A 23,103-nucleotide genomic window follows, 5' to 3' on the forward strand; every position below is an offset into this window, starting at 1 on the left:
TGCCGCCGCGATGGAACGGCCGCGCGCTCGGTGTTTAACTTGCGCTATTGGGGTGCGCTGGCGGCGGCCAAACACGGCGCGCGCCATATCAGGGCGGATGGCTCGATCACCTTCACCACTGGCATCGCGTCGGCGCGTCCGCAGACCGGACGGTCGCTGATGTCCAGCGTGTGCGGCGCGGTGGAGGCGCTGTTGGTGGGGCGCGTGGGGGCGGCGGAAGATGTCGCCGCCTACCTGTTCCTGATGAGCAGCGGCTACGCCACCGGCCAGATCCACGTCGTCGACGGCGGAGCACTATTGATCTAATCGAAGGACGGTTGAGAATGCCAGGTCCAGGATATCGAAACGATGTCCTGGCGACCTGGCATTTTTTTCAGTGCTGCTTGAAGGATGTCCTCAAGCCACTACACTGAAATGACTACGTACACTTGGGACGAAGCCAAGCGCCTAAGCAACCTGCGCAAACACGGCCTTGATTTCGCCGATGCGTATGTCGTGTTTAGCGCGGAATGCTATACGGCGGAAGACACGCGTTTTCACTACGGTGAACAGCGTTATATTACGATTGGACATTTCGCCGGTCGCGAAGTTGCAGTTATCTATACGGAGCACGATGATGAAATCAGACTTATCTCATTTCGGAAAGCAAATCGCCACGAAAGACGCACCCTGTTCGGAAAATGATGGTGACTGGATGAGCGTCATGCCTATTCCCGAGGACGAGATCGAATACGATGAAGATTGCCTTCCTTTGGAATCCGGCGTCTACTCAGAGCCGGTCCATCGGTTTAACGGGAGAGTTATTCCGCCGCGAAAGTCGCCCACCGATCCGTATGACCCTGAGGTACTCGCCTTCATGAGATCGCTAACGCCTTTGGTTCAAATGGAACCGGCAATTCTGGGTGGCATGCCTGTATTCAAGAACACTCTGGTACCCATCAAGCGAATGTTCGACTATTTGTTGGCGGGCAAGCCAATCGAGGATTTTTTAGAGGACTATCGTTCCGTCTCCCGCGCCTCCGCGTTCGGTGTACTGAAGAACGAAGCGACCTTGTTTTACGAAGCAATCAGCAAGGCGATGGACTCCGCCGCGATGCCCTCTTCCCTGCCCAGGTAGCCCAGCTTCTCGTTGGTCTTGGCCTTGATGTTGACCTGGCCGACGGCCACGCCCAGATCCTCCGCGATGTTGGCGCACATGCTGGCGATGTGCGGCGCCATCTTCGGCCGCTGCGCGATGATGGTCGCGTCGATGTTGCCGATGCTGTAGCCGGTGGCCACCACGCGCCGCGCGGCTTCCTTCAGCAAGGTGCGCGAATCGGCGCCCTTGAACTGCGGATCGGTATCCGGAAAATGCTTGCCGATGTCGCCCAGCGCCGCAGCGCCCAGTATCGAATCGGTGATCGCGTGCAGCAGCACGTCGGCGTCCGAGTGCCCCAGCAGGCCCACATGATGCGGGATGTCGACGCCGCCGACAATCAGCTTGCGGCCTTCTACCAGTGCGTGGCAATCGTAGCCCTGGCCGATGCGGAATGGGAGTTTGGTCATTTTCTATCCTGTGTTATTCGCCGGCGGCCAGGTACATTTCCGCGATGCGGATGTCGGCCGGCAGCGTGACTTTCAAATTTCGTGGATGGCCTTCGATCAGCCGCGGCGACAGGCCCAGCATCTCGACGGCGCTGGCGTCGTCGGTGATGGCGTTGGCGTCCGGCGCGCTGCCCAGGGCGCGCAGCAGCAGCGCGTAGCTGAACATCTGCGGTGTCTGCGCCAGCCACAAGCCGTTGCGCGATACCGTGGTCGCGGCCACCGGCGCCACGCCGGTCGCGCGCTTGACCGTGTCCACCACCGGCAGCGCCAGCAGGCCGCCGGCGGCATCGTCGCCCACGCCGTCTATCAGCCTGGCGATCAGGGCCGGCGTCAGGCCGGGACGCGCGGCGTCGTGCACCATGATCATGTCGCCGTCGGCGACCACGCCTTGCAGTTCGCGCAGCGCATTGAGCACCGTGTCCATGCGGGTGGCGCCGCCGCAGCGCAGCACCGTCACGCCGTCCAGGTCCGCCGGCAGCACGCCGTCGATCTGGCCGTCGGCCGCGCTGACCACCACGTAGGTATGCGCCACCAGGTCGCTGGCGCGGAAGGCGTCCACCGCGTGGCGCAGCATCGGCTTGCCGCCCACCGTCAGGTACTGTTTGGGGCCGTCGGCCGCCATGCGCGCGCCAACGCCGGCGGCGGGCAGCAGCGCAAAGTAGCGCGGTGTGTGTTTGGATGCAGTCATAGTGTTCAATTATTTATGGCGACGCAGCAGGATGGCGCCGATCTCGCCGTCGCAGGCCTTGCCCAGGCGGGCGTATTCCTCCGGCGAGTCGATTTCCGCCTGCTTCGCCCTGCCCTTGTCAAATTCATCCCGGATGAAGGGGAACCAGCTGCCGTTGATCTCGTGCTCCAGCGCCGACATCGCGGTGCCGGACGGCGCGTACAGCGGCTTGGCTTCGAAGCGCTTGTTCAAGGCGTCGCGCACCACCTGCTCCACGCGCGCCAGGTTTTCCATATACGCCTGCATATGGCGCTGTTCGTGTTCAAGGATCGCCGTGTAGCCGCAACTGCCCGGTACGAACTCGTTGCCGACATAGATCAGCACCGGCGAATAATTCAGCTTCAATTCCACGCGCGGCGCGATGCACTCGTAGCCGCTGACCGGGTCCTGCAAAACCTGGCCGCCCAGGTCGACCGTGTACTGGCCCTTGGTCACGGTCAGGCCAAGCGTCACCATCTTGTTATCGATGTTGCCGTACTTCGCGGTCAATGCGCGGTATGGCAGCTGGTTGTTGATGGTGTAGCCGTTCTGCCTGGCCGACAGCACCGACACCGTCTTCGCGATCGTATCCTCGCAGCGGATCTGGAACGGCGTGCGCTGCGCGGCGGCGGCGCTTGCCGTGCCGCCGGCCAGCAGGCCGAAACCAATACCGACGAGGATGACGAGCTTCATAGCGTCCAGTCGCCCGCGCGCAGCTTGTCCAGCCAGAAGATGCCGATGACGGTTTTGACGTCGGTGATTTTCCCTTCGCGCACCCATTGCAGCAGCTCGTCGATGGTGGCGGTGAAGGTTTCGAGGAACTCGCCGTCGTCCAGCTTCTGCGGGCCGGCTTTGAGGCCGCGCGCCAGGTACAGGTCGAGGTGCTCGTCCGAATAGGCGATGGCGTTGTGGATCTTGGTGACGAACTGCCACTCGCTGGCGGTGTAGCCAGTTTCTTCTTCCAGTTCGCGGCGGGCAGCGATCAGCGGGTCTTCGTTATGGTCGATTTTCCCGGCCGGGAATTCGATGAACACCTGATGCAGCGGATAGCGGTACTGGCGCTCCATCAGCACCGTGCGGTCGTCCAGCAGCGGCAGGATCACCACGGCGCCAGGGTGCAGCACGTATTCGCGCGCGGTGTGTTTGCCGTCAGGGAGAGCGATGGTGTCGCGTTGGACTTTGAGGAAGTGGCCGTCGTAGACCAGTTCACCGTCGATACGGGTTTCTTTCAGATGCCTGTCCATACCTGCTCCACGTCGTTGAAGAACGATAGTGTATCAGCCGTGACGCTTGCGCAGGTAGCGGACAATGAATCCCGGGAAGCCCAGGACGACGAAGATGCAGGCGGCGATCGCATAGAATTCCCACGTCTGCGGGAAGCGGTTGCCGATCTGCGCTTCAAGGGCGAAGCCTATGGCGCCAACCACAAAGTACAGCACCGCCATTTCCGCCAGCCGCACCAACAGCGGCTTGCGGGGCCACTTGATGGCCACCAGTGCGAATACTTTGTCATTGAAAAATGGCAGGTTGGCGGCCACCAGTGCAGCGGCGATCACCAACCAGCTTGCGACGGAAACATCCATCAGGTGTTCAGCGTCAGAGTGATGGCTTTCAGGCAGGCCGCCAGCAGCGGGCCTGGCAGCAGGCCCAGAGCGATGATGGCGACGCCGTTCAGGCTCAGTGCGAAGCTCATGTCGCCCTTGGCCACGATCGGCGCAGTGTCGGTCGGCTCATCGAACCACATCATCTTGACCACGCGCAGGTAGTAGAACGCGCCGATCAGCGAGAACATCACCGCCAGCACGGTCAGCCAGATCTGGCCGGTGCCCAGCACGGCGGTCAGCACCGAGAACTTGGCGGCAAAGCCCATCATCGGCGGCACGCCGGCCAGCGAGAACAGCAGGATCGACATGACCACCGCGAACCAGCCGTTACGCTTGCTCAGGCCCTTGAAGTCGGCCAGGTTTTCCGCTTCGAAGCCGGCGCGCGACAATAGCATCAACACGCCGAAGCTGCCGATGGTGGTCAGCACGTAGGTGATGGTGTAGTACATCGCGGCGCTGTAGGCAGCGGCGGCGCCGGTGCGGTCGGTGGTGCCGGCCACGCCAGCGAGCAGGCCAAGCAGCACGAAGCCCATTTGCGCGATGGTGGAGTAAGCCAGCATGCGCTTCAAGTTGGTCTGCGCGATCGCGGTCAGGTTACCGATGGCCAGCGACATTACCGCCAGCACCATCAGCATCTGCTGCCAATCGACTGCCATCGGCAGCAGGCCTTCCACCAGCAGGCGGATGCAGATGGCGAAGGTGGCGATCTTCGGTGCGCCGCCCAGCAGCAGGGTCACCGCGGTTGGCGAACCTTCATACACGTCCGGCACCCACATGTGGAACGGTACCGCGCCCAGCTTGAACGCCAGGCCGGCGACCAGGAACACCAGGCCGAACACCAGGATGGTCGGCTTGATGGTGCCGGCGGCGACAGCGGTCGCCACCTTGGCGATGTCCAGCGTGCCGGTCGCGCCGTACAGCATCGAGATACCGTACAACAGGAAACCGGATGCCAGCGCGCCCAGGATGAAGTACTTCATCGCGGCTTCGGTGGCCTTGTGGTTGTCGCGGCGGATCGCCACCAGCGCGTACAGCGACAGCGACATCAGTTCCACGCCCAGGTACACGGACAGGAAGTTGGAGCCGGAGATCATGACCATCTGGCCCAGCGTGGCGAACAGCGCCAGCACGTAGAACTCGCCGCCCAGGTTACCGCTCAACATGCCGCGGTCGTCGGCGTACTGACGCGAGTAGACCAGCGTCAGGCCGACGGCCAGGTAGGTGAACAGCTTGAGCAGGTTCGACATCGGGTCGGACACGAACATGCCGTTGAAGGTGTAGACCGTGGTGCCGGCCGCGAAGTCGTGGTAACTGAACGCGGCGCAGACCAGCAGGGTCAGCAGCGACAGCGCGTAGGTCACCGAGCGCTTACCCTGCGACAGGAACATATCGATCAACAGGATCGCGCAGGTGCCGACCAGCAGTGCGATTTCCGCGGACAACGGCACCATGTCGATAACTGTTTGTGGAAGTGGAGTAGTCATTTATGTGTTTCCGTTTTCAGTAAGGCAGCTTGCTGTGGGCAACGTGCGCCAGCAGGTCTGCAACCGAGGTTTGCATCGTGTCGGTGAATGGCGCTGGGTACAGGCCCATGAACAGCACGGCGACCGCCAGAATGCCCAGCATCAGGAATTCGCGGTTGTTGAGGTCGACCAGTTCAGCCACATGGTGGTTGGCGACCTTGCCGAAGATGACGCGCTTGGCCATCCACAGCGAGTAGGCGGCGCCCAGGATCAGCGCGGTCGCGGCCAGCAGGCCGATCCAGAAGTTGTACTGGGTGGCGCCCAGGATCACCATGAACTCGCCGACGAAACCGGAAGTCGCTGGCAGACCGCAGTTGGCCATCGAGAAGAAGATGAACAGCGCGGCGAACTTCGGCATCTTGTTGACGACACCACCGTAGTCGGCGATCTGGCGCGAGTGCGCCTGGTCGTACAGTACGCCGATGCACAGGAACATCGCGCCGGAGATGAAGCCGTGCGAGATCATTTGCGCGATGGCGCCCTGGATGCCCATGTTATTGAAGATGAAGAAGCCCAGGGTGACGAAGCCCATGTGCGCGATCGACGAGTAGGCGACCAGCTTTTTCATGTCCTTCTGTACCAGCGCGACCAGGCCGATGTAGATCACGGCGATCAGCGACAGGGTGATGACGAACGGCGCCATGTAGTGCGATGCATCGGGAACGATAGGCAGCGAAAAACGCAGGAAACCATATGCGCCCAGCTTCAGCATGATCGCGGCCAGCACGGCGGAACCGCCGGTAGGCGCTTCCACGTGGACGTCCGGCAGCCAGGTGTGGACCGGGAACATCGGCACCTTGACGGCGAAGGCCATGAAGAAGGCGATGAAGATGAAGATCTGCTCTTTCATCGTCAGGGCGATCTTGTGCCACATCAGGATGTCGAAGCTACCGCCGGATACCTTGTACAGGTAGATGATGGCGACCAGCGTCAGCAGCGAGCCGAAGAAGGTGTACAGGAAGAACTTGAACGACGCATACACACGGTTGTCGCCGCCCCAGATACCGATGATGATGTACATCGGGATCAGCGTGGCTTCGAAGAAGAAGTAGAACAGCAGGCCGTCCATGGCGCAGAACACGCCGATCATCAGACCGGACAGGATCAGGAAGGCGCCCATGTATTGCGCGACGCGCTTCTGGATCACCTGCCAGGCCGAGATCACGACGATCACGGTGATGAAGGCGGTCAGCGGCACGAACCACAGCGACAGGCCGTCGATGCCCAGCGAGTAGTAGATGTTGAAGCGCTCGATCCACGGCGACTTCTCGACGAACTGCATGCCGTGGGCCGCGTTGTTGAAGTGGACGATCAGCGGCAGCGTGGCCACGAAGCTGATGATGGAAGCGATCAGCGTACCAACGCGGACCAGGCCGGCATTGGAGTCGCGGCCCAGGGCCAGCACGATCAGGCCGAACAGGATCGGGAGCCAGATCGCCAGGCTCAGGAACGGAGGATAGGATGTAATTGACTGCATCATGGTTATCGTTATCTCTTTGCGTATCAGCTAATTAAGCGTGCCAAAACGGCAGGAAGTAGACCAGGAACCCCAGAATGCCGAGGATCATGACGAACGCATAGTGGTAGATGTAACCAGTCTGCGCCAGGCGGGTCAGCGACGAGAACCAAGCCACTACCTTGGCGCTGCCGTTGACCAGCAAGCCGTCGATCAGGGTCTTGTCGCCGATGTTCCACAGGCCATTGCCCAGCATGCGCGCGCCGCCGGCGAACACCACCTCGTTGAACTTGTCCATGTAGTACTTGTTCTCCAGCAGCGTGTGCAGGAACTTGAACTTGGCGTAGAACCAGGCCGGCACGCGTGGATTGATCATGTAGCAGTAGTACGCCGATGCGACACCGGAGACGGCCAGCCACAGCGGCAACGACGTCAGCGAGTGCATCGCCATCGCCATCGGGCCGTGGAACTCGTGCGCCAGTTCTTCCATCGCAGGATGGTTTTCGCCGAAGGCGATCACGCCTTTGAAGAAGTCGCCGAACAGCATAGGACCGATGGTCAGGTAGCCGATGATGACCGAAGGGATGGCCAGCATCGCCAGCGGGAACCAGACCACGAATGGCGATTCATGCGGCTTCTGACCCGGGGCCAGACCGTGGTGAGCATGGTCGTCTTCCTCGTCGTGACCGTGACCGTCGTCATGGGCAGCTGCCGGAGCATGGTGATGGTCGTCATGCGCATGGGCCTTGCCGAAACGCTCTTCGCCATGGAACACCAGGAAATACATACGGAACGAGTAGAACGCGGTCACGAACACGCCAGCCAGCACGGCGAAGTTGGCGAAGCCTGCGCCCCAGATGTGGCTCTCGGCGACGGCTTCGATGATCGAATCCTTCGAGTAGAAGCCCGAGAAGAACGGGGTGCCGATCAGCGCCAGGGAACCCAGCAAGGAGGTGATCCAGGTGATAGGCATGTACTTGCGCAGGCCGCCCATGTTGCGGATGTCCTGGTCGTGGTGCATGCCGATGATGACCGAACCGGCGCCCAGGAACAGCAGCGCTTTGAAGAATGCGTGGGTCATCAGGTGGAACACGGCCACCGAGTAAGCGGACGAACCCAGCGCCACGGTCATGTAGCCCAGCTGCGACAGGGTCGAGTAAGCGACCACGCGCTTGATGTCGTTCTGGATGATGCCCAGGAAGCCCATGAACAGCGCGGTGATCGAGCCGATGACCAGGATGAACGACAGCGCGGTGTCCGACAGTTCGAACAGCGGCGACATGCGGGTCACCATGAAGATACCGGCGGTAACCATGGTCGCGGCGTGGATCAGTGCCGAGATCGGGGTCGGGCCTTCCATCGAGTCAGGCAGCCAGACGTGCAGCGGGAATTGCGCCGACTTGCCCATCGCGCCGATGAACAGGCAGATACAGGCGACGGTCAGCAGCGCCCAGTCGGTGCCCGGCAGGGTCATCGACATCAGCTGTTCCTTCTTGGCGAAGACTTCCTGGTAGTCCATCGAACCGGCGTAGGCCAGCAGCAGGCCGATACCCAGGATGAAGCCGAAGTCGCCGACGCGGTTGACCAGGAAGGCCTTCATGTTGGCCACGATCGCCGTTGGGCGGGTGTACCAGAAACCGATCAGCAGGTAGGAAACCAGGCCCACCGCTTCCCAACCGAAGAACAGTTGCAGGAAGTTGTTCGCCATGACCAGCATCAGCATCGAGAACGTGAACAGCGAGATGTAGGCGAAGAAGCGGTTGTAGCCTTCGTCTTCCGCCATGTAGCCGATGGTGTAGATGTGCACCATCAACGACACGAAGGTCACCACGCACATCATCATCGCCGACAGCGCGTCGATCTGGAAGCCGACTTCCAGCTTCAGGCCGGCCACGGTCATCCAGTTGTAGACGGTGCCGTTGTAATAGGCGCCGTTGACCACGTCGTTCAGCGTCAGCGCCGACAGGATGAAGGCAACCAGCACGCCCAAAATGGTCGCGGTGTGCGAGGTCTTGCGACCTACGACGTTGCCGAAGAATTTAGTTCCTAACAAGCCCGCAATCGCGGCGCCGGCCAGCGGCGCCAAGGGTACGGCTAGCAGGAGATTAGGGTTAAGTGTAACCGCCATGATGAACCTTAATCGTTATTTTTCGAGGTTTGAACTTTAGCCACGGGATCAACCCTTCAGGCTATCGAGGTCTTCAACGTTGATGGTGTCCAGGTTACGGAACATCACCACCAGGATCGCGAGGCCGATTGCCGATTCGGCAGCCGCCACGGTCAAGATGAAGAACACAAAGATCTGCCCGGCCGCATCGCCCAGGTAGTGCGAGAACGCGATGAAGTTCATGTTCACTGCCAGCAGCATCAATTCGATGGCCATCAGCAGAACGATGATGTTCTTGCGGTTCAGGAAAATACCAACGATCGAGATCGCGAACAGTATCGCGCCAAGAACGAGGTAGTGAGCGAGCGATAACGTCATGGTGCCTCCTTAACTTCTGCCGACCCGGCAGCGTCCTGGCCACGCGTGGTCACCGGCGCGATCTTGACGATCTTCAGGCGATCATTGCGCTTGACGCGTACAGCGTCGGCAGGGTCGAAATGTTTGGTGTCCTTGCGCTTGCGCAGGGTCAGCGCCACGGCGGCGATGATCGCGACCAGCAGGATGACGCCGGCGACTTCAAAGGCGTAGATGTATTTGGTGTAGATCTGGATGCCCAGTTCCTTGGTGCCGCCGATGTTGCCGGCGTTGACCGCCTGCTGGTCGAACGACAGGAAGGAGCGCCACAGCACGGCGGCCATTTCCAGCACGATGATGACGCCGACGAAGGACGCCAGCGGCAGGTAGCCCCAGAAACCTTCGCGCATCTTGTCGGTGTCGATGTCGAGCATCATGACCACGAACAGGAACAGCACCATGACGGCGCCGACATAAACCAGTACCAGCACGATGGCGAGGAACTCAGCCTCCAGCAGCATCCAGATGCCGGCAGCCGAGAAGAACGCCAGCACCAGGAACAGTGCGGCGTGGACCGGATTGCGGGCCGTGATAACGCGCGTCGCAGCCAATATCATGATGGCTGAGAAGGCGTAGAACAAAGCAGTTTTAAATTCCATAACTAACCCAAGAGACGTACATTATTGATCGACACGCTGATGACGCCGACCGAAGCCGGCGAATGTTCAACTATCAGCGGTAAGGAGCGTCCGCTGCGCGGGCTGCGGCGATCTCGTTTTCGTAACGATCGCCAACGGCCAGCAGCATCTCTTTCGTGTAGTACAGATCGCCGCGTTTCTCGCCGTGGTATTCCAGCACGTGCGTTTCAACGATCGAATCAACCGGGCACGACTCTTCGCAGAAACCGCAGAAGATGCACTTGGTCAGATCGATGTCGTAACGCGTGGTGCGGCGCGAACCATCGTCGCGCTGCTCCGATTCGATGGTGATCGCCATCGCCGGGCACACTGCTTCGCACAGTTTGCAGGCGATGCAGCGTTCTTCGCCATTCGGATAGCGGCGCAGGGCATGCAGGCCGCGGAAGCGTGGCGACATCGGCGTCTTCTCTTCCGGGTACTGCACGGTGATCTTGCGCGAGAACATATACTTGCCCGTCAGCGCCATCCCTTTGATCAATTCGGTCAGCATGAAGCTGCCGATAAAGTCTTTTAAACGTTCCATTTTTTCCAGTCCTTACTTCCAGATATTCCAGGATGTCTGCATCCAGCCGGCCACGAACACCAGGTACACCAGCGTCAGAGGGATAAACACTTTCCAGCCCAGACGCATGATCTGGTCATAACGGTAGCGTGGGAAAGTACCGCGCACCCAGATGAAGACGGACACCAGGAAGAACGCCTTGGCGAACAACCAGAAGAAGCCGCCGAAACCGCCCCAGAATTCGAGGAAGGCAAACGGTGCGGACCAGCCGCCCAGGAACATGATCGAACCCAGGGTCGCGATCAAAATCATGTTGGCGTATTCGGCCAGCATGAACATGGCGTAGGCCATGCCCGAGTACTCGACCATGTGGCCGGCAACGATCTCGGACTCGCCCTCGACCACGTCGAACGGGTGACGGTTGCACTCCGCCAGGCCCGAGGTCAGGTAGACCACGAACAGCGGCAGCAGCGGCAGCCAGTTCCACGACAGCAGGTTCAGGCCGTGTTCCGCGAACATGCCCTTCTGCTGGCCGGCGACGATGTCGCCGAAGTTCAGCGAACCGGACACCATCAGCACGACCACCAGCACGAAGCCCATCGGGATTTCATAGGAGATCATCTGGGCCGAGGCGCGCATCGCGCCCATGAACGAGTACTTCGAGTTGGACGCCCAGCCGGCGATGATGATGCCGTAGACTTCCATCGAGGTGATCGCCATCAGCAACAGCAGGCCGGCGTTGACATTGGCCAGCACGGCTTCGGCGCCGAACGGCACCACCGCCCAGGCGGCCAGCGCCGGCATGATGGTCATGATAGGACCGATCACGAACAGGCCGCGGTTGGCCTTGGCCGGGGTGATGATCTCTTTGAACAGCAGCTTGAGCGCATCGGCGATCGGCTGCAGCAGGCCCATCGGACCGACGCGGTTGGGACCGACGCGGATCTGGATCCAGCCGATGAACTTACGTTCCCACAGCGTCAGATAGGCAACCAGGCCCATCAGTGGCAGCAGCACCACGATGACGCGGATCAGCGCCCAGGCCAGCGGCCAGAACTGCCCCAGCGCTTCGGCGCCGGTGGCATTGATGGTATTGACGAATTCAGGCAGAGCCATTATTTACCCTCCCCTGCTTTTTCAACGGTGATGGAGCCGAACATGCCGCCCAGTGCAGCGGTCGACGCGTGAGCGGCGGCGACGCGGACTGCGTAGTCTGGCAGTTTGGCATCAACAGCGGCGACCAGGATCGCGCTGCCGGAACCTTGCGTGACCTTGACCTTGTCGCCGGCGGCGACACCCAGCTGCTGCGCCAGGGCGGTCGACAGGTGCGCTTTAGGCGCAGCCGCGTCGGCCATCTTTTGCAGCGACTCGGCGCGACGCACCACGGCGTCGGCGAAGTAGATAGGCACGTCTGCGATACGTTCCGTACCGGTGGAAACAGCGGAGGCTGCAACGACAGCTTGCTTGCTGACGTTGTTCAGCTTGGCCGACAGGTCGGTCACGCCGGCGCCCAGCACTTCGTCGCGGATCGCTTCGGAAGTGTCGTAGTCGAAACCGGCCAGGCCGAGGATGTTACCCAGCACGCGCAGGACTTTCCACGCAGGGCGGGTTTCCTGCAACGGCTTGACGGTGCCGTTGAAGCTTTGCGCGCGGCCTTCGCAGTTGACGAAGGTGCCCGAGGTTTCGCTGAATGGCGAGACCGGCAGCAGCACGTCGGCGTATTCCATGCCGTGCTTGTAGGCCGACAGGACCACGACCATCTCCGCGTGTTTCAGTGCGGCGGCGGCGGCTTGCGGATTGTGTGCGTCCAGCTCAGGCTCGGCGTTCAGCAGCACGTAGGCTTGCTTCTGCTCGGAGAACGCCGGAGCCTTGGCGCCGTTGGCGTTGACCAGGTAAGCGCCGACGGTGTTGGCGGCTTCGGTCAGGTAGCCCAGCTTGGCGCCGGTCTGTTCGGCGATCCATTGTGCGGCGGCGTGCAGCGCGGCGGCCTGCGGGTGCTGCGTTGCCGCGTTACCCAGGAAGACGGCTTTGTTTTCACCGGAGATCAGCGAGGCGGCGATGGCGTTGGCGACGTCGGAAGCTGGTACGCCTTCGAAGCCGGCAGGAGCCGAAACTTCCTTGGCTTTAGCCACGGCCACGACCACTTGCGACAGTGCCGACAGCCACTCCGACGGAGCCACGATCATCTTGTTCGCGATGTTCATCAGCTGGTCGTCGTCGCTTGCGTGCAGGATGGACAGCTTGGCGCCGCCCTTGACTGCCGTGCGCAGGCGGGTAGCCAGCAGCGGGTGATCCTTGCGCAGGAACGAGCCGATGACGAAGGCGCGGTTCAGCTGGCCGAACTCGGTGATCGACATGCCCAGCCAAGGGGTCACATCGCTCAGCGAGAAGTCGCTGTGACGCAGGCGCGTGTCGACGCTGTCCGAGCCCATGGCGCGGGTCAGCTTTTGCAGCAGGTGCAGCTCTTCCAGCGTCGAATGCGGCGTGGCCAGCGAGGCCAGCGCGTTGACGCCGTGTTCGTGCTTGATGTTCTTCAGGCCGTGCGCGACGTATTCCAGCGCGGTCTGCCAATCGACTTCCTTCCACTCGCCGCCCTGCTTCAGCATCGGCTGGGTCAGACGGTCGGCGGCTTCCAGGCCTTCGTACGAGAAGCGGTCCTTGTCGGAAATCCAGCACTCGTTGACGGCGTCGTTTTCCAGCGGCAGCACGCGCTTGACCTTGCCGCCCTTGACCTGAACGATCAGGTTGGCGCCCAGGCCGTCGTGCGGCGAGACCGATTTGCGACGCGACAGTTCCCACGAACGGGCGCTGTAGCGGAACGGCTTCGACGTCAGCGCGCCGACCGGGCACAGGTCGATCATGTTGCCGGACATTTCGGAGTTGACGGTCTGGCCGACGAAGGCGGTAATTTCCGAGTGTTCGCCGCGGCCGATCATGCCCAGTTCCATCACGCCGGCCACTTCCTGGCCGAAACGTACGCAACGGGTGCACTGGATGCAGCGCGCCATCTCCTGCATGGAGACCAGCGGGCCGGCATCTTTCGGCACGACGACGCGCTTGTCTTCTTCGTAGCGCGATTCGCCTTTGCCGTAGCCGACTGCCAAGTCTTGCAACTGGCACTCGCCGCCCTGATCGCAGATCGGGCAGTCCAGCGGGTGGTTAATCAGCAGGAATTCCATCACGGACTTCTGTGCCTGTACGGCCTTGTCCGAAGCGGAGCGCACAATCATGCCTGCCGAGACCGGCGTTGCGCATGCTGGCAAAGGCTTGGGCGCCTTTTCCACTTCGACGAGGCACATGCGGCAATTCGCAGCGATCGACAATTTCTTGTGATAGCAGAAGTGCGGAATGTAGGTTCCCAATTTGTTGGCGGCGTCCATCACCATGCTACCAGCAGGGACTTCGACTTTTTTGCCGTCTATTTCGATTTCAACCATGGTGATCGTTACCTGACGCAGCTTAGATGTAAGCGGGCACTAAGCAATGCTTGTGCTCGACGTGATATTCAAATTCTTCGCGGAATTGCTTGATGAACGCGCGCATCGGCATCGCCGCGGCATCGCCCAGCGCGCAAATGGTGCGGCCCTGGATGTTGTCGCAGATCGAGTTCAGCACGTCCAGGTCCGAAGGACGTCCCTGGCCGTTTTCGATGCGGTGAATCATGCGGTACATCCAACCCGTGCCTTCACGGCATGGGGTGCACTGGCCGCACGACTCTTCAAAGTAGAAGTAAGCCAGACGCTCCATTGCCTTGACCATGCAACGCGTTTCATCCATGACGATGACGGCGCCCGAACCGAGCATCGAGCCAGCTTTGGCGATCGAGTCGTAGTCCAGGTCGGTGTTCATCATCAGTTCGCCGCGGATCACCGGAGCGGACGAGCCGCCAGGGATCACAGCCTTGATCTTTTTGCCGCCGCGCATGCCGCCTGCCAGTTCCAGCAGTTTGGCGAACGGGGTGCCCAGCGGGACCTCGTAGTTGCCCGGCAGTTCAACGTCACCGGAGATCGAGAAGATCTTTGAGCCGCCGTTGTTCGGACGTCCCATGCCCAGGTACTTTTCAGGACCCATGTTCAGGATGAACGGAACCGCCGCGAACGTCTCGGTGTTGTTGATGGTGGTCGGTTTGCCGTACAGGCCGAACGACGCAGGGAAAGGCGGCTTGAAGCGCGGCTGGCCTTTTTTGCCCTCCAGCGATTCGAGCAGCGCGGTTTCTTCGCCGCAGATGTAGGCGCCATAGCCGTGGTGCGCGTGCAGCTGGAAGCTGAACTCGCTGCCCATGATCTTGTCGCCCAGGAAGCCGGCGGCGCGCGCCTCTTCCAGTGCATCTTCAAACTGGGTGTAGACCTCGAAGATCTCGCCGTGGATGTAGTTGTAGCCCACGGTGATGCCCATGGCGTAGGCGCCAATGGCCATGCCTTCGATCAGCGCATGCGGGTTGTAGCGCATGATGTCGCGGTCCTTGAAAGTGCCCGGCTCGCCCTCATCTGAGTTGCATACCAGGTACTTCTGGCCGGGGAACTGGCGTGGCATGAAGCTCCACTTCAGGCCGGTAGGGAAACCGGCGCCGCCACGGCCGCGCAACGACGACGCTTTCAGGTCGGCGATGATTTGTTCCGGGGTGATCTTCTCTTCGAGGATCTTGCGCAGGGCGCTGTAGCCACCGCGTTTGACGTAATCTTCCAGGTGCCAGTTCTTGCCGTCGAGGCCGGCGAGAATGACTGGGTCGATGTGACGATTGTGGAGTGACGTCATTTCTTCAACTCCTCCACCAGGGTGTCGATCTTGTCGTTGGACATGAAGCTGCACATGCGCTGGTCGTTCACCAGCATCACCGGCGCGTCGCCGCAGGCGCCCATGCACTCGCCTTCCACCAGCGTGAAGGCGCCGTCGTCCGTGGTGCCACGGAAGTCGATGCCCAGCTTTTCCTTCAGGTGGTTGGCCGCGCGCACGCCGCCCGACAGGGCGCATGGCAGGTTGGTGCACACCGAAATCTTGTGCTTGCCGACCGGCTTCAGGTTGTACATATTGTAGAAAGTCGCGACTTCCTGCACGGCGATGGCCGGCATGCGGATGTAGTCGGCCAATTCAGCCATCACGTCCGACGAGATCCAACCCAGTTCGACCTGGGCGTGGGCCAGCGAGGCCATCACGGCCGACTGGCGCTGGTCGGCCGGATACTTGGCCAGCTCGCGGTCGATTTTTTTGTAGCACTGCTCTGATAACAACATACTTTTTCCTTAGCGGTCGATACTGCCGAACACGATATCTTGCGTACCGATGATGGTCACGGCGTCGGCAATCATGTGGCCGCGCGCCATTTCATCGAGCGATTGCAAGTGCGCGTAATCGGGAGCGCGCAGCTTCATGCGGTACGGCTTGTTGGCGCCATCGGAAATCAGATAGATGCCGAACTCGCCCTTCGGATGCTCCACCGCGCTGTACGCTTCGCCCGGCGGCACGTGGAAGCCCTCGGTGAACAGCTTGAAGTGGTGAATCAGCGATTCCATATTGGTCTTCATGTCGACGCGGCCCGGAGGCGCCACCTTGCGGTTGTCGGACATGACCGGACCCGGATTGTTGCGCAACCATTCTACGCACTGCTTGATGATCTTGTTCGACTGGCGCAGTTCTTCCACGCGCACCAGGTAGCGGTCGTAGCAGTCGCCGTTGGTGCCGATCGGCACGTCGAAGTCCATCAGGTCGTACACTTCGTACGGCTGGTGCTTGCGCAGATCCCATTCGATGCCCGAACCGCGCAGCATGGCGCCGGTGAAGCCCATCGCCAGCGCATCTTCCGGCGCCACCACGCCGATGCCGACGGTACGCTGCTTCCAGATACGGTTGTCGGTCAGCAGGGTTTCGTATTCGTCGACATAGGTCGGAAAACGGCCGGTGAACGCCTCGATGAAGTCCAGCAGCGAACCCTGGCGGTGTTCGTTCAGGCCGGCGACGGCCTTGGCCGAACGGATGATCGACGGCTTGTGCTGCGGCATCGCGTCCGGCAGGTCGCGGTACACGCCGCCCGGACGGTAGTAGGCCGCGTGCATGCGCGCGCCCGACACCGCTTCGTAGCAGTCGAACAGGTCTTCGCGGTCGCGGAAGCAGTACAGGAACGGGCCCATGGCGCCGACGTCGAGCGCGTGCGCGCCCAGCCACATCAGGTGGTTCAGGATGCGGGTGATCTCGTCGAACATCACGCGGATGTATTGCGCGCGCAGCGGCACTTCCAGGCCCAGCAGCTTCTCGATCGCCATCACGTAGGCGTGCTCGTTGCACATCATCGAGACGTAGTCGAGGCGGTCCATGTACGGCACGGATTGCAGGTAGGTCTTCTGTTCGGCCAGCTTCTCGGTGCCGCGGTGCAGCAGGCCGATGTGCGGGTCGGCACGCTGGATGACTTCGCCGTCCAGCTCCAGCACCAGGCGCAGCACGCCGTGCGCGGCCGGGTGTTGCGGACCGAAGTTCAGGGTGTAGTTCTTAATTTCAGCCATTGTTTTACTTCCCGTAGTTTTCTTCGCGGATCACGCGAGGCACGTTTTCACGCGGCTCGATGGTGACCGGCTGGTAGATCACGCGCTTCTGCTCGGGGTCGTAACGCATTTCGACATAGCCCGATACCGGGAAGTCCTTGCGGAACGGATGGCCGATGAAACCGTAGTCGGTCAGGATGCGGCGCAGGTCGTTGTGACCCTCGAACAGGATGCCGAACATGTCGAACGCTTCGCGCTCGTACCAGTTGACGGCGCGCCACAGCGGGATCAGCGACGGCAGCAGCGGCATGTCGTCGTCGGCGCAGAATGCGCGCACGCGCACGCGCCAGTTGTGCTTGACGGACAGCAGATGGACGACCACTGCGAATCGCAGGCCGTCCCAGGCGCCTTCACCGTAGTTCAGGTAGTCGACGCCGGCCAGGTCGATCATCTGATCGAAGCCCAGCGACTTGTCGTCGCGCAGCGTTTGCATCACGCCGTAGTAGTCGGCGGCTTTCACGACCAGCGTGATTTCGCCCAACGCCACGGTCGTGGAAACGCGATCGCCCAGGGCAGTGCCGAGGGCGGTTTGCAGTTGTTCTAAATGTGTAGTCATATTCTGAAAGCGACCCCGTTAGCGTGCGATCGTATTGGTGCGCTTGATCTTGTTTTGCAGCTGCATGATACCGTACAGCAGAGCCTCAGCCGTCGGCGGGCAGCCCGGCACATAGACGTCCACCGGTACGATGCGGTCGCAACCGCGCACCACGGAGTAGGAGTAGTGATAGTAGCCGCCGCCGTTGGCGCAGGAACCCATCGAGATGACCCAGCGCGGTTCCGGCATCTGGTCGTAGACCTTGCGCAGCGCGGGCGCCATCTTGTTGCACAGCGTGCCGGCCACGATCATCACGTCGGACTGACGTGGCGATGGACGGAACACCACGCCGAAGCGGTCCATGTCGTAACGGGCTGCGCCCACGTGCATCATTTCGACCGCACAGCATGCCAGACCGAACGTCATCGGGAACATCGAACCCGTACGCGCCCAGTTGATCAGCTTGTCGGCCGAGGTGGTGATGAAACCTTCGTTTAATACGCCTTCAATAGCCATGGCTTATTCCCAATCAAGGGCACCTTTCTTCCAGATATACCAAAAACCGACGACGAATTCAGCGATGAAGCTCATCATCACCAGGAATCCGTTCCAGCCCAGTTCGCGCATGGATACGCCCCACGGGAAGAAGAATGCCGTTTCCAGATCGAACAAAATAAAGAGAATCGCGACGAGGTAGTAACGCACGTCGAATTTCATGCGCGCGTCTTCGAACGCTTCGAAGCCGCATTCATACGGGGAGAGCTTGGCCGCATCTGGCTTGTTAGGCCCAAGGATGTGGCCCAGAACTTGGGGAGCGATGCCTACGCCGAGACCGACGAGGATGAACAACAGGACGGGGAGATAATTTTCGAGGTTCACGATTGATGAGCTTATATTGAACGGTCGGTTAAAAGGACACACTGCAGTGTTCTGCGGTGCTCTTAACGTTCGTCCCAATCGTAAGACTGCTTAGACCAGGATCGAACGACACATCCTCGTAAAAAAGCCAGCTCAGGTACACTTCGGTGCTCCCTTGCTGGCCTTAGATTTCTGGTGCCGACGACGAGACTCGAACTCGTACAGCTTGCGCCACTACCCCCTCAAGATAGCGTGTCTACCAATTTCACCACGTCGGCGTAAGGCCGCTATTCTACTGTGTTTTCACGGGATTGTTAATCCGTATTGCGCCAAAACAAGAAGAAAAACGATAAATCTTTGCTTCTTTTTACTCTGAATTGTTTTTCTAGCTTGCAACGCTAATGTACTGCCAAAACAATGAGCAAACAACTTAAAGAGTTGCTAAGGGAACTGCTGAACTTCACAACTAGTTCATTATTATATTACTTTGGGATCGATGCTGCAGGACCCGTCGCGGCCGGCGCTGCCGCCGGAGCCGCCGCAGGCGCCGCCGCCGGTGCGGTAGGAATGGCTGCCGCGCCGGTCGCCGGTGCCGGAGCAGGCGCCGCCGGCACCGCCTTGTCCATCACGCCGCCGCTGACAGCATTGCCGCGCTGGGTCGAGATGTAGGACAGGGCCAGCGTGGCGCTGAAGAAGATCGCGGCGGCGATGCCGGTCGCCTTGGACATGAAGTTCGACGAACCGGTCGCGCCGAACAGGCTGCCCGAAGCGCCCGAACCGAAGGCCGCGCCCATATCTGCGCCCTTACCATGCTGCAGCAATACCAGGCCAATAATGCTAATTGCGGAAATGACCTGCACTACGATAACCAGATTGAACAAGGAGTTCATGTTATTCCATTCAAAAATAAGAGATTTGTATCGTTTTGTTTCTACAGCTTTAAACGGCTTGGATAATCCCGAGGAAATCCGCCGCCTTTAATGCGGCGCCGCCTATCAGGCCGCCGTCGATGTCCGGCTGGGCCATCAATTCTTTTGCATTGTCCGGCTTCATGCTGCCGCCGTACAGGATCTGCACGCCGGCCGCGACCGGCGCATTCTTCTGCGCCATGCGGGCGCGCAGCAAGGCGTGCGCGTCCTGGGCGATTTCCGGCGTGGCGGTCTTGCCGGTGCCGATAGCCCAGACCGGCTCGTAAGCCAGCACGATCCTGGCCAGGTCGTCGGCGCCGATCGCATCCAGCACCGCCTGCAACTGTCCGCAGATGACCGCTTCGGTCTCCCCTGCCTCACGCTGCTCCAGCGTTTCGCCCACGCAGACTACCGGCGTCAGGCCGGCAGCCAGCGCCGCAACGGCTTTCTGCGCCACCAGTTCGCTGCTTTCCTTGTGGTAGGCGCGGCGTTCGGAGTGGCCGCACAGCACATAGCGGGAGCCGAAATCGACCAGCATGCCGGCCGAGACTTCCCCCGTGTAGGCGCCGCTGGCGTGGACCGACAGATCCTGTCCGCCCCACGCCAGCGGGCTGTTTTGCAGTTCAGCCTGGCACTGGGCCAGGTATGGGGCCGGCACGCACACGGCGCAATCGGCGCCAAAGTCGTTCAGGCCGGCCAGTATTCCGGACAACAGTGCCGTATTGCCGGCACGGTTGCCGTTCATTTTCCAGTTGCCGATGACGAGTTTGCGACGCATAGTAGCCTAAAATTCAATAACCCGCTATTTTAACGCGAGGCTGGAAGCCCGGTCAAACCAGCACTTGGCCATGTCGCCTCAAAAATGGCGAAAATGCTACGCTCCCGCATCCGTCTCATCACGAACTTGATCTAGATTACTTGCAACATGATCTTGCCGACATGATTGCTGGTCTCCATCAGCGCATGCGCGGCGGCGGCCTGCTCCAACGGAAACACTTCGTAGATCACCGGCTTGAGTTTTCTGGCCGCCATCAGCGGCCACACCTGGTCCAGCAGCTGCTTGGCGATCGCGCCCTTGAAGGCGGCCGAACGGGGCCGCAGCGTCGAACCGGTGATGGTCAGCCGGCGCCGCAGCACCTGCCCCAGGTCCACCGTGGCCTTGCCGCCGCCCAGCGTGGCGATCAGCGCGATGCGGCCGTCGTCGGCCAGGCAGGAGATTTCGCGCGGCAGGTAGTCGCCGCCCACCATGTCGAGGATGACGTCGGCGCCACGGTCGTTGGTCAGCGATTTGACGATGACGGCAAAATCCTCGGTCTTGTAGTTGATGCCGCGCTCGGCGCCCAGTTGCATGCAGGCGGCCACCTTGTCGTCGCTGCCGGCGGTGGCGAACACGCGGTGGCCCAGCGCGCTGGCCAGCTGGATCGCCGTCACGCCGATGCCGGAGCTGCCGCCCTGCACCAGCAAGGTCTCGCCAGCGGCCAGGTGGGCACGGTCGAACACATTGCTCCACACGGTGAAGTAGTTCTCGGGAATGGTGGCCGCTTCCAGCATGCTCCAGCCCTTGGGGATGGGCAGCACCTGCTCGAACGGCGCGACCACGTATTCGGCGTAGCCGCCGCCCTGCACCAGCGCACAGACCTGGTCGCCGATATCGAAGGTGGTGTAGTCGAGATCGCCGTCGACGATCTCGCCGGCCACTTCCAGGCCCGGCAGGTCGGAAGCGCCGGCCGGCGGCGCATAGTTGCCCATGCGCTGGAACACGTCGGGGCGGTTGACGCCGGCCGCGTGGACCTTGATCAGCACCTCGCCGCCTTTGACGACCGGCATCGGCCGCTCGCACAGTTTCAGGACATCGGCGGGGCCGGGATGGGTGATTTCAATCGCGCGCATGGCTCGCCCTCTCGTGAAGAAAGGGCGATTGTACGACAGCCGCCGATTAGCCGCCGCCGGTGCGCGATTGCCTGGGCAGCGGCGTGTTCGGCTTCCAGGAGGCCGACAGCGCCTGCCCTTCCTCGATCTGCTCCGGCGTCATGCTCTTGACCACGGCCGAACGCTGCTCGGCCGCGTTCATCGAGCCATTGGCCGCGGCCAGGTTCCACAGCATGTAGGCGATCACGTTATCCTGCGGCATGCCGGCCATGTGATAGCGGTACATCAGCCCCAGCGCCTGCTGCGCGTCCGGATGGCCCTGCTCGGCCGCCTTGCGGAACCAGGTGACCGCCTGCTTGTGGTCCTGGATCACCGCGTTGCCGGTGTAGTACATGGCGCCGACCACGTACTGCGCGTCGGCCTTGCCTTGCTGCGCGGCCTTGCGGTGCCAGTCCAGCGCCTGCTTGTAGTCCTGGGCGACGCCGCGCCCCATGTAATACATCAAGCCCAGCAGGTGCTGGGCGTCCGGGTTGCCGGCCTTGGCCAGCGGCGAGATCTCTTTCAGGGCCGTCGCATAGTTCTTATTGTTGTAGGCGGTAGCGCCTTCGGCGAAGCCGGCCATCGCAGCCTGTTGCAGGCCCAGTGCGAGACCGATCGCTAGTATGAATTTTTTCATGTCGCGTAGGTGTGTGTGTTTTACTTCCAACTTACCTTGCCCAGACCGTCAACGCTCACGTTGCGGTTCAGGGGCTTGCCATAGACAGTGACCGATCCAAGGCCGCTCAAGTTCAATGTCGCATTGGTCTTGGCGTTGACGGTGGCGTTGCCCAGGCCGCTGAGCTCGATGTTGACCGAGTCGGCCTGGAATTTCTGCGCATTCAGGCCGCCCAGTCCACCCAAGGTCGCCTTCAGCTGCTTGCTGTTGCCGCCGAGGGTAATGTAGCCGGCGCCGCGCAGATCCAGTTCCACGCTGTCGTTCTCGCTGACCCACAGATGCATGCTGCCGACGCCGCCCAGGTTGGCCTTCAGGACCTTGTAGTCGCAGACCACTTTCATCGTGCCGGCGCCATCCATTGTCAATTCCAGTTCGTCGCCGCTGAAGCCGTTGATCTCGGTCGAGCCCACGCCCTCGGCCACCACTTCCCGCAACATCGGCAACACCAGCTCGGCACGGGTGGAGGAGCGTCCGATCTTCAGGCCGCGGCCTTCCGTCTCCAGGTGCAGTGTGTCGCCGGCGGCCGAAGCCGTCACCTTTTCCATGGTGCGCTTGTCGGCATAAAGCGTCAACGAAGGCGTGGCGCCCTGGCGCAGCTTGAGGTCGAGTACGCCATCGAGCTTGACGCGCACCACGCGGGCGTCGAGCTGGATCACGCGCTTCTCGGTAGGCTCGTCGGCGGCTTGGGCGCGGCCAAACAGCGCACAGAAAGCGGCAAACAGCAGGCCAAATTGGAAAAGCTTGTTCATCATCGGGTTCCTCTGGTGTTGTTCTTAGGTGCTGCGAACGGCTAATGTAGCAGTGCACCAAGCTTTCTAGCAATCTTTGCAGTACGACCAATTGTCAAATTACGACAGGCTGGCTTTCTCCACCGCGGTCAGGCGCTTGGCCTTGATGACTACAACTTGCATCGGAGCCTGGGCGGCGGCCACCTCGATCGCCGGCTTCAGCGCCACGCTCGCTTGGGCGGCGGCGCCGGCGTAGGCGGAAGCGCCCAGCAGTACGGCGGCGACGACGAAGATGGCTTCCATGTTTTTGGCGATGTTCATTTTTGCTCTCCTTGGTATGGGTTTCGGTATGTGATCACTATAGCCATCACTTGCCTGACGATCATGCGGATTGCGACGAACTGCACAAATGGGGGACTGGGC

Annotated in this window: 28 protein-coding genes and 1 tRNA gene; 3 read left to right on the top strand and 26 right to left on the bottom strand. The window is 61.1% G+C overall.

Translation table 11 applies throughout. The features are described from left to right. The first annotated feature begins 39 nt into the window (after nt 1-39). From AC1RMD_RS04420 to AC1RMD_RS04430, 3 genes are all read left to right on the top strand, one after another. Complete coding sequence (locus tag AC1RMD_RS04420) at nt 40-306, top strand: SDR family oxidoreductase (RefSeq protein WP_492924022.1); 267 nt, start codon at nt 40-42, stop codon at nt 304-306. A 108-nt stretch (nt 307-414) separates the two neighbouring features. Then, a complete protein-coding gene (locus tag AC1RMD_RS04425; protein ID WP_492924024.1) occupies nt 415-684 on the top strand; it encodes a BrnT family toxin in 270 nt (89 codons plus the stop codon). Next, the gene (locus AC1RMD_RS04430; RefSeq protein ID WP_492924026.1) at nt 614-1,117 is read left to right on the top strand and encodes a DUF433 domain-containing protein; all 504 of its coding nucleotides are present in this window, start codon (nt 614-616) and stop codon (nt 1,115-1,117) included. Before AC1RMD_RS04425 ends, AC1RMD_RS04430 begins: the two co-directional genes overlap by 71 nt. Here AC1RMD_RS04430 and ispF read toward each other — a convergent pair. The 26 genes from ispF to AC1RMD_RS04560 all read right to left on the bottom strand — a co-directional run bounded on the left by ispF (nt 1,057) and on the right by AC1RMD_RS04560 (nt 23,001). Beyond that, nucleotides 1,057-1,545 carry a 2-C-methyl-D-erythritol 2,4-cyclodiphosphate synthase gene (gene ispF / locus AC1RMD_RS04435; protein WP_492924028.1) on the bottom strand — a complete coding sequence of 163 codons (489 nt, stop codon included), beginning with the start codon at nt 1,543-1,545 and terminating at the stop codon, nt 1,057-1,059. The genes AC1RMD_RS04430 and ispF overlap by 61 nt on opposite strands. Before the next feature lie 13 nt (nt 1,546-1,558). Next, entirely contained in the window at nt 1,559-2,272 is a 714-nt protein-coding gene (ispD, locus tag AC1RMD_RS04440) for a 2-C-methyl-D-erythritol 4-phosphate cytidylyltransferase (protein WP_492924030.1), read from the bottom strand. A 9-nt stretch (nt 2,273-2,281) separates the two neighbouring features. Continuing rightward, a complete protein-coding gene (locus AC1RMD_RS04445) occupies nt 2,282-2,983 on the bottom strand; it encodes a hypothetical protein (RefSeq protein WP_492924032.1) in 702 nt (233 codons plus the stop codon). Beyond that, nucleotides 2,980-3,534 carry an NUDIX domain-containing protein gene (locus tag AC1RMD_RS04450; protein ID WP_492924034.1) on the bottom strand — a complete coding sequence of 185 codons (555 nt, stop codon included), beginning with the start codon at nt 3,532-3,534 and terminating at the stop codon, nt 2,980-2,982. The genes AC1RMD_RS04445 and AC1RMD_RS04450 overlap by 4 nt, the downstream gene beginning before the upstream one ends. Nucleotides 3,535-3,567: 33 nt before the next feature. After that, the gene (locus AC1RMD_RS04455) at nt 3,568-3,873 is read right to left on the bottom strand and encodes a DUF2818 family protein (RefSeq protein ID WP_492924036.1); all 306 of its coding nucleotides are present in this window, start codon (nt 3,871-3,873) and stop codon (nt 3,568-3,570) included. Continuing rightward, nucleotides 3,873-5,378, bottom strand: coding sequence for an NADH-quinone oxidoreductase subunit NuoN (gene nuoN, locus AC1RMD_RS04460; protein ID WP_492924038.1), 1,506 nt, complete (start codon nt 5,376-5,378; stop codon nt 3,873-3,875). The genes AC1RMD_RS04455 and nuoN overlap by 1 nt, the downstream gene beginning before the upstream one ends. A 16-nt stretch (nt 5,379-5,394) precedes the next feature. Beyond that, a complete protein-coding gene (locus AC1RMD_RS04465; RefSeq protein WP_492924040.1) occupies nt 5,395-6,897 on the bottom strand; it encodes an NADH-quinone oxidoreductase subunit M in 1,503 nt (500 codons plus the stop codon). 31 nt (nt 6,898-6,928) lie between these two features. Beyond that, nucleotides 6,929-9,001, bottom strand: coding sequence for an NADH-quinone oxidoreductase subunit L (gene nuoL, locus AC1RMD_RS04470; protein ID WP_492924042.1), 2,073 nt, complete (start codon nt 8,999-9,001; stop codon nt 6,929-6,931). Between the two features lie 48 nt (nt 9,002-9,049). Further along, nucleotides 9,050-9,358, bottom strand: a complete 309-nt coding sequence (gene nuoK, locus AC1RMD_RS04475) for an NADH-quinone oxidoreductase subunit NuoK (protein ID WP_008450334.1) — start codon at nt 9,356-9,358, stop codon at nt 9,050-9,052. Beyond that, nucleotides 9,355-9,993: an NADH-quinone oxidoreductase subunit J gene (locus AC1RMD_RS04480; RefSeq protein WP_492924044.1), complete on the bottom strand. Its 639-nt coding sequence runs from the start codon at nt 9,991-9,993 to the stop codon at nt 9,355-9,357. Before AC1RMD_RS04480 ends, nuoK begins: the two co-directional genes overlap by 4 nt. Before the next feature lie 73 nt (nt 9,994-10,066). Beyond that, nucleotides 10,067-10,555: an NADH-quinone oxidoreductase subunit NuoI gene (gene nuoI / locus AC1RMD_RS04485; protein ID WP_020702142.1), complete on the bottom strand. Its 489-nt coding sequence runs from the start codon at nt 10,553-10,555 to the stop codon at nt 10,067-10,069. 12 nt (nt 10,556-10,567) lie between these two features. Further along, a complete protein-coding gene (nuoH, locus tag AC1RMD_RS04490) occupies nt 10,568-11,650 on the bottom strand; it encodes an NADH-quinone oxidoreductase subunit NuoH (protein WP_492924046.1) in 1,083 nt (360 codons plus the stop codon). Then, nucleotides 11,650-13,971: an NADH-quinone oxidoreductase subunit NuoG gene (gene nuoG / locus AC1RMD_RS04495; RefSeq protein WP_492924048.1), complete on the bottom strand. Its 2,322-nt coding sequence runs from the start codon at nt 13,969-13,971 to the stop codon at nt 11,650-11,652. The genes nuoH and nuoG overlap by 1 nt, the downstream gene beginning before the upstream one ends. Before the next feature lie 22 nt (nt 13,972-13,993). Next, nucleotides 13,994-15,289: an NADH-quinone oxidoreductase subunit NuoF gene (gene nuoF / locus AC1RMD_RS04500; protein WP_008450345.1), complete on the bottom strand. Its 1,296-nt coding sequence runs from the start codon at nt 15,287-15,289 to the stop codon at nt 13,994-13,996. Beyond that, nucleotides 15,286-15,765 (bottom strand): NADH-quinone oxidoreductase subunit NuoE, encoded by a 480-nt coding sequence (nuoE, locus tag AC1RMD_RS04505; RefSeq protein ID WP_332852564.1) that lies wholly within the window; start codon nt 15,763-15,765, stop codon nt 15,286-15,288. The genes nuoF and nuoE overlap by 4 nt, the downstream gene beginning before the upstream one ends. Before the next feature lie 9 nt (nt 15,766-15,774). Further along, nucleotides 15,775-17,028 carry an NADH-quinone oxidoreductase subunit D gene (locus tag AC1RMD_RS04510; protein ID WP_217944327.1) on the bottom strand — a complete coding sequence of 418 codons (1,254 nt, stop codon included), beginning with the start codon at nt 17,026-17,028 and terminating at the stop codon, nt 15,775-15,777. A gap of 4 nt (nt 17,029-17,032) precedes the next feature. Then, nucleotides 17,033-17,623 (bottom strand): NADH-quinone oxidoreductase subunit C, encoded by a 591-nt coding sequence (locus AC1RMD_RS04515; protein WP_492924051.1) that lies wholly within the window; start codon nt 17,621-17,623, stop codon nt 17,033-17,035. Nucleotides 17,624-17,641: 18 nt separating this feature from the next. Beyond that, nucleotides 17,642-18,118, bottom strand: a complete 477-nt coding sequence (locus AC1RMD_RS04520) for a NuoB/complex I 20 kDa subunit family protein (RefSeq protein WP_008450353.1) — start codon at nt 18,116-18,118, stop codon at nt 17,642-17,644. A gap of 3 nt (nt 18,119-18,121) precedes the next feature. Then, nucleotides 18,122-18,481, bottom strand: a complete 360-nt coding sequence (locus AC1RMD_RS04525; RefSeq protein ID WP_116988038.1) for an NADH-quinone oxidoreductase subunit A — start codon at nt 18,479-18,481, stop codon at nt 18,122-18,124. Nucleotides 18,482-18,653: 172 nt separating this feature from the next. Further along, nucleotides 18,654-18,738: transfer RNA gene (locus AC1RMD_RS04530), tRNA-Leu, on the bottom strand. 204 nt (nt 18,739-18,942) lie between these two features. After that, nucleotides 18,943-19,350 (bottom strand): preprotein translocase subunit SecG, encoded by a 408-nt coding sequence (gene secG / locus AC1RMD_RS04535; RefSeq protein WP_492924054.1) that lies wholly within the window; start codon nt 19,348-19,350, stop codon nt 18,943-18,945. A 49-nt stretch (nt 19,351-19,399) separates the two neighbouring features. Continuing rightward, complete coding sequence (gene tpiA / locus AC1RMD_RS04540; protein ID WP_492924056.1) at nt 19,400-20,146, bottom strand: triose-phosphate isomerase; 747 nt, start codon at nt 20,144-20,146, stop codon at nt 19,400-19,402. A 131-nt stretch (nt 20,147-20,277) separates the two neighbouring features. Further along, complete coding sequence (locus AC1RMD_RS04545; protein WP_492924058.1) at nt 20,278-21,258, bottom strand: NAD(P)H-quinone oxidoreductase; 981 nt, start codon at nt 21,256-21,258, stop codon at nt 20,278-20,280. Nucleotides 21,259-21,304: 46 nt separating this feature from the next. Next, nucleotides 21,305-21,913 (bottom strand): tetratricopeptide repeat protein, encoded by a 609-nt coding sequence (locus AC1RMD_RS04550; RefSeq protein WP_492924060.1) that lies wholly within the window; start codon nt 21,911-21,913, stop codon nt 21,305-21,307. Between the two features lie 20 nt (nt 21,914-21,933). Then, nucleotides 21,934-22,701 carry a GIN domain-containing protein gene (locus AC1RMD_RS04555; protein WP_492924062.1) on the bottom strand — a complete coding sequence of 256 codons (768 nt, stop codon included), beginning with the start codon at nt 22,699-22,701 and terminating at the stop codon, nt 21,934-21,936. A 99-nt stretch (nt 22,702-22,800) separates the two neighbouring features. Beyond that, nucleotides 22,801-23,001 carry a hypothetical protein gene (locus tag AC1RMD_RS04560; RefSeq protein ID WP_492924064.1) on the bottom strand — a complete coding sequence of 67 codons (201 nt, stop codon included), beginning with the start codon at nt 22,999-23,001 and terminating at the stop codon, nt 22,801-22,803. Between the last annotated feature and the right edge of the window lie 102 nt (nt 23,002-23,103).

Source organism: Duganella sp. GW822-FHT06D06 (assembly GCF_058799615.1).

What these genes read in the sequence shown, in the direction of transcription:
- AC1RMD_RS04425 (WP_492924024.1), top strand. Translation starts at nt 415, where the DNA reads ATGACTACGTACACTTGGGACGAAGCCAAGCGCCTAAGCAACCTGCGC.
- AC1RMD_RS04430 (WP_492924026.1), top strand. Translation starts at nt 614, where the DNA reads ATGATGAAATCAGACTTATCTCATTTCGGAAAGCAAATCGCCACGAAA.
- ispF (WP_492924028.1), bottom strand. Translation starts at nt 1,545, where the DNA reads ATGACCAAACTCCCATTCCGCATCGGCCAGGGCTACGATTGCCACGCA.
- ispD (WP_492924030.1), bottom strand. Translation starts at nt 2,272, where the DNA reads ATGACTGCATCCAAACACACACCGCGCTACTTTGCGCTGCTGCCCGCC.
- AC1RMD_RS04445 (WP_492924032.1), bottom strand. Translation starts at nt 2,983, where the DNA reads ATGAAGCTCGTCATCCTCGTCGGTATTGGTTTCGGCCTGCTGGCCGGC.
- AC1RMD_RS04450 (WP_492924034.1), bottom strand. Translation starts at nt 3,534, where the DNA reads ATGGACAGGCATCTGAAAGAAACCCGTATCGACGGTGAACTGGTCTAC.
- AC1RMD_RS04455 (WP_492924036.1), bottom strand. Translation starts at nt 3,873, where the DNA reads ATGGATGTTTCCGTCGCAAGCTGGTTGGTGATCGCCGCTGCACTGGTG.
- nuoN (WP_492924038.1), bottom strand. Translation starts at nt 5,378, where the DNA reads ATGACTACTCCACTTCCACAAACAGTTATCGACATGGTGCCGTTGTCC.
- AC1RMD_RS04465 (WP_492924040.1), bottom strand. Translation starts at nt 6,897, where the DNA reads ATGATGCAGTCAATTACATCCTATCCTCCGTTCCTGAGCCTGGCGATC.
- nuoL (WP_492924042.1), bottom strand. Translation starts at nt 9,001, where the DNA reads ATGGCGGTTACACTTAACCCTAATCTCCTGCTAGCCGTACCCTTGGCG.
- nuoK (WP_008450334.1), bottom strand. Translation starts at nt 9,358, where the DNA reads ATGACGTTATCGCTCGCTCACTACCTCGTTCTTGGCGCGATACTGTTC.
- AC1RMD_RS04480 (WP_492924044.1), bottom strand. Translation starts at nt 9,993, where the DNA reads ATGGAATTTAAAACTGCTTTGTTCTACGCCTTCTCAGCCATCATGATA.
- nuoI (WP_020702142.1), bottom strand. Translation starts at nt 10,555, where the DNA reads ATGGAACGTTTAAAAGACTTTATCGGCAGCTTCATGCTGACCGAATTG.
- nuoH (WP_492924046.1), bottom strand. Translation starts at nt 11,650, where the DNA reads ATGGCTCTGCCTGAATTCGTCAATACCATCAATGCCACCGGCGCCGAA.
- nuoG (WP_492924048.1), bottom strand. Translation starts at nt 13,971, where the DNA reads ATGGTTGAAATCGAAATAGACGGCAAAAAAGTCGAAGTCCCTGCTGGT.
- nuoF (WP_008450345.1), bottom strand. Translation starts at nt 15,289, where the DNA reads ATGACGTCACTCCACAATCGTCACATCGACCCAGTCATTCTCGCCGGC.
- nuoE (WP_332852564.1), bottom strand. Translation starts at nt 15,765, where the DNA reads ATGTTGTTATCAGAGCAGTGCTACAAAAAAATCGACCGCGAGCTGGCC.
- AC1RMD_RS04510 (WP_217944327.1), bottom strand. Translation starts at nt 17,028, where the DNA reads ATGGCTGAAATTAAGAACTACACCCTGAACTTCGGTCCGCAACACCCG.
- AC1RMD_RS04515 (WP_492924051.1), bottom strand. Translation starts at nt 17,623, where the DNA reads ATGACTACACATTTAGAACAACTGCAAACCGCCCTCGGCACTGCCCTG.
- AC1RMD_RS04520 (WP_008450353.1), bottom strand. Translation starts at nt 18,118, where the DNA reads ATGGCTATTGAAGGCGTATTAAACGAAGGTTTCATCACCACCTCGGCC.
- secG (WP_492924054.1), bottom strand. Translation starts at nt 19,350, where the DNA reads ATGAACTCCTTGTTCAATCTGGTTATCGTAGTGCAGGTCATTTCCGCA.
- tpiA (WP_492924056.1), bottom strand. Translation starts at nt 20,146, where the DNA reads ATGCGTCGCAAACTCGTCATCGGCAACTGGAAAATGAACGGCAACCGT.
- AC1RMD_RS04545 (WP_492924058.1), bottom strand. Translation starts at nt 21,258, where the DNA reads ATGCGCGCGATTGAAATCACCCATCCCGGCCCCGCCGATGTCCTGAAA.
- AC1RMD_RS04550 (WP_492924060.1), bottom strand. Translation starts at nt 21,913, where the DNA reads ATGAAAAAATTCATACTAGCGATCGGTCTCGCACTGGGCCTGCAACAG.
- AC1RMD_RS04555 (WP_492924062.1), bottom strand. Translation starts at nt 22,701, where the DNA reads ATGAACAAGCTTTTCCAATTTGGCCTGCTGTTTGCCGCTTTCTGTGCG.
- AC1RMD_RS04560 (WP_492924064.1), bottom strand. Translation starts at nt 23,001, where the DNA reads ATGAACATCGCCAAAAACATGGAAGCCATCTTCGTCGTCGCCGCCGTA.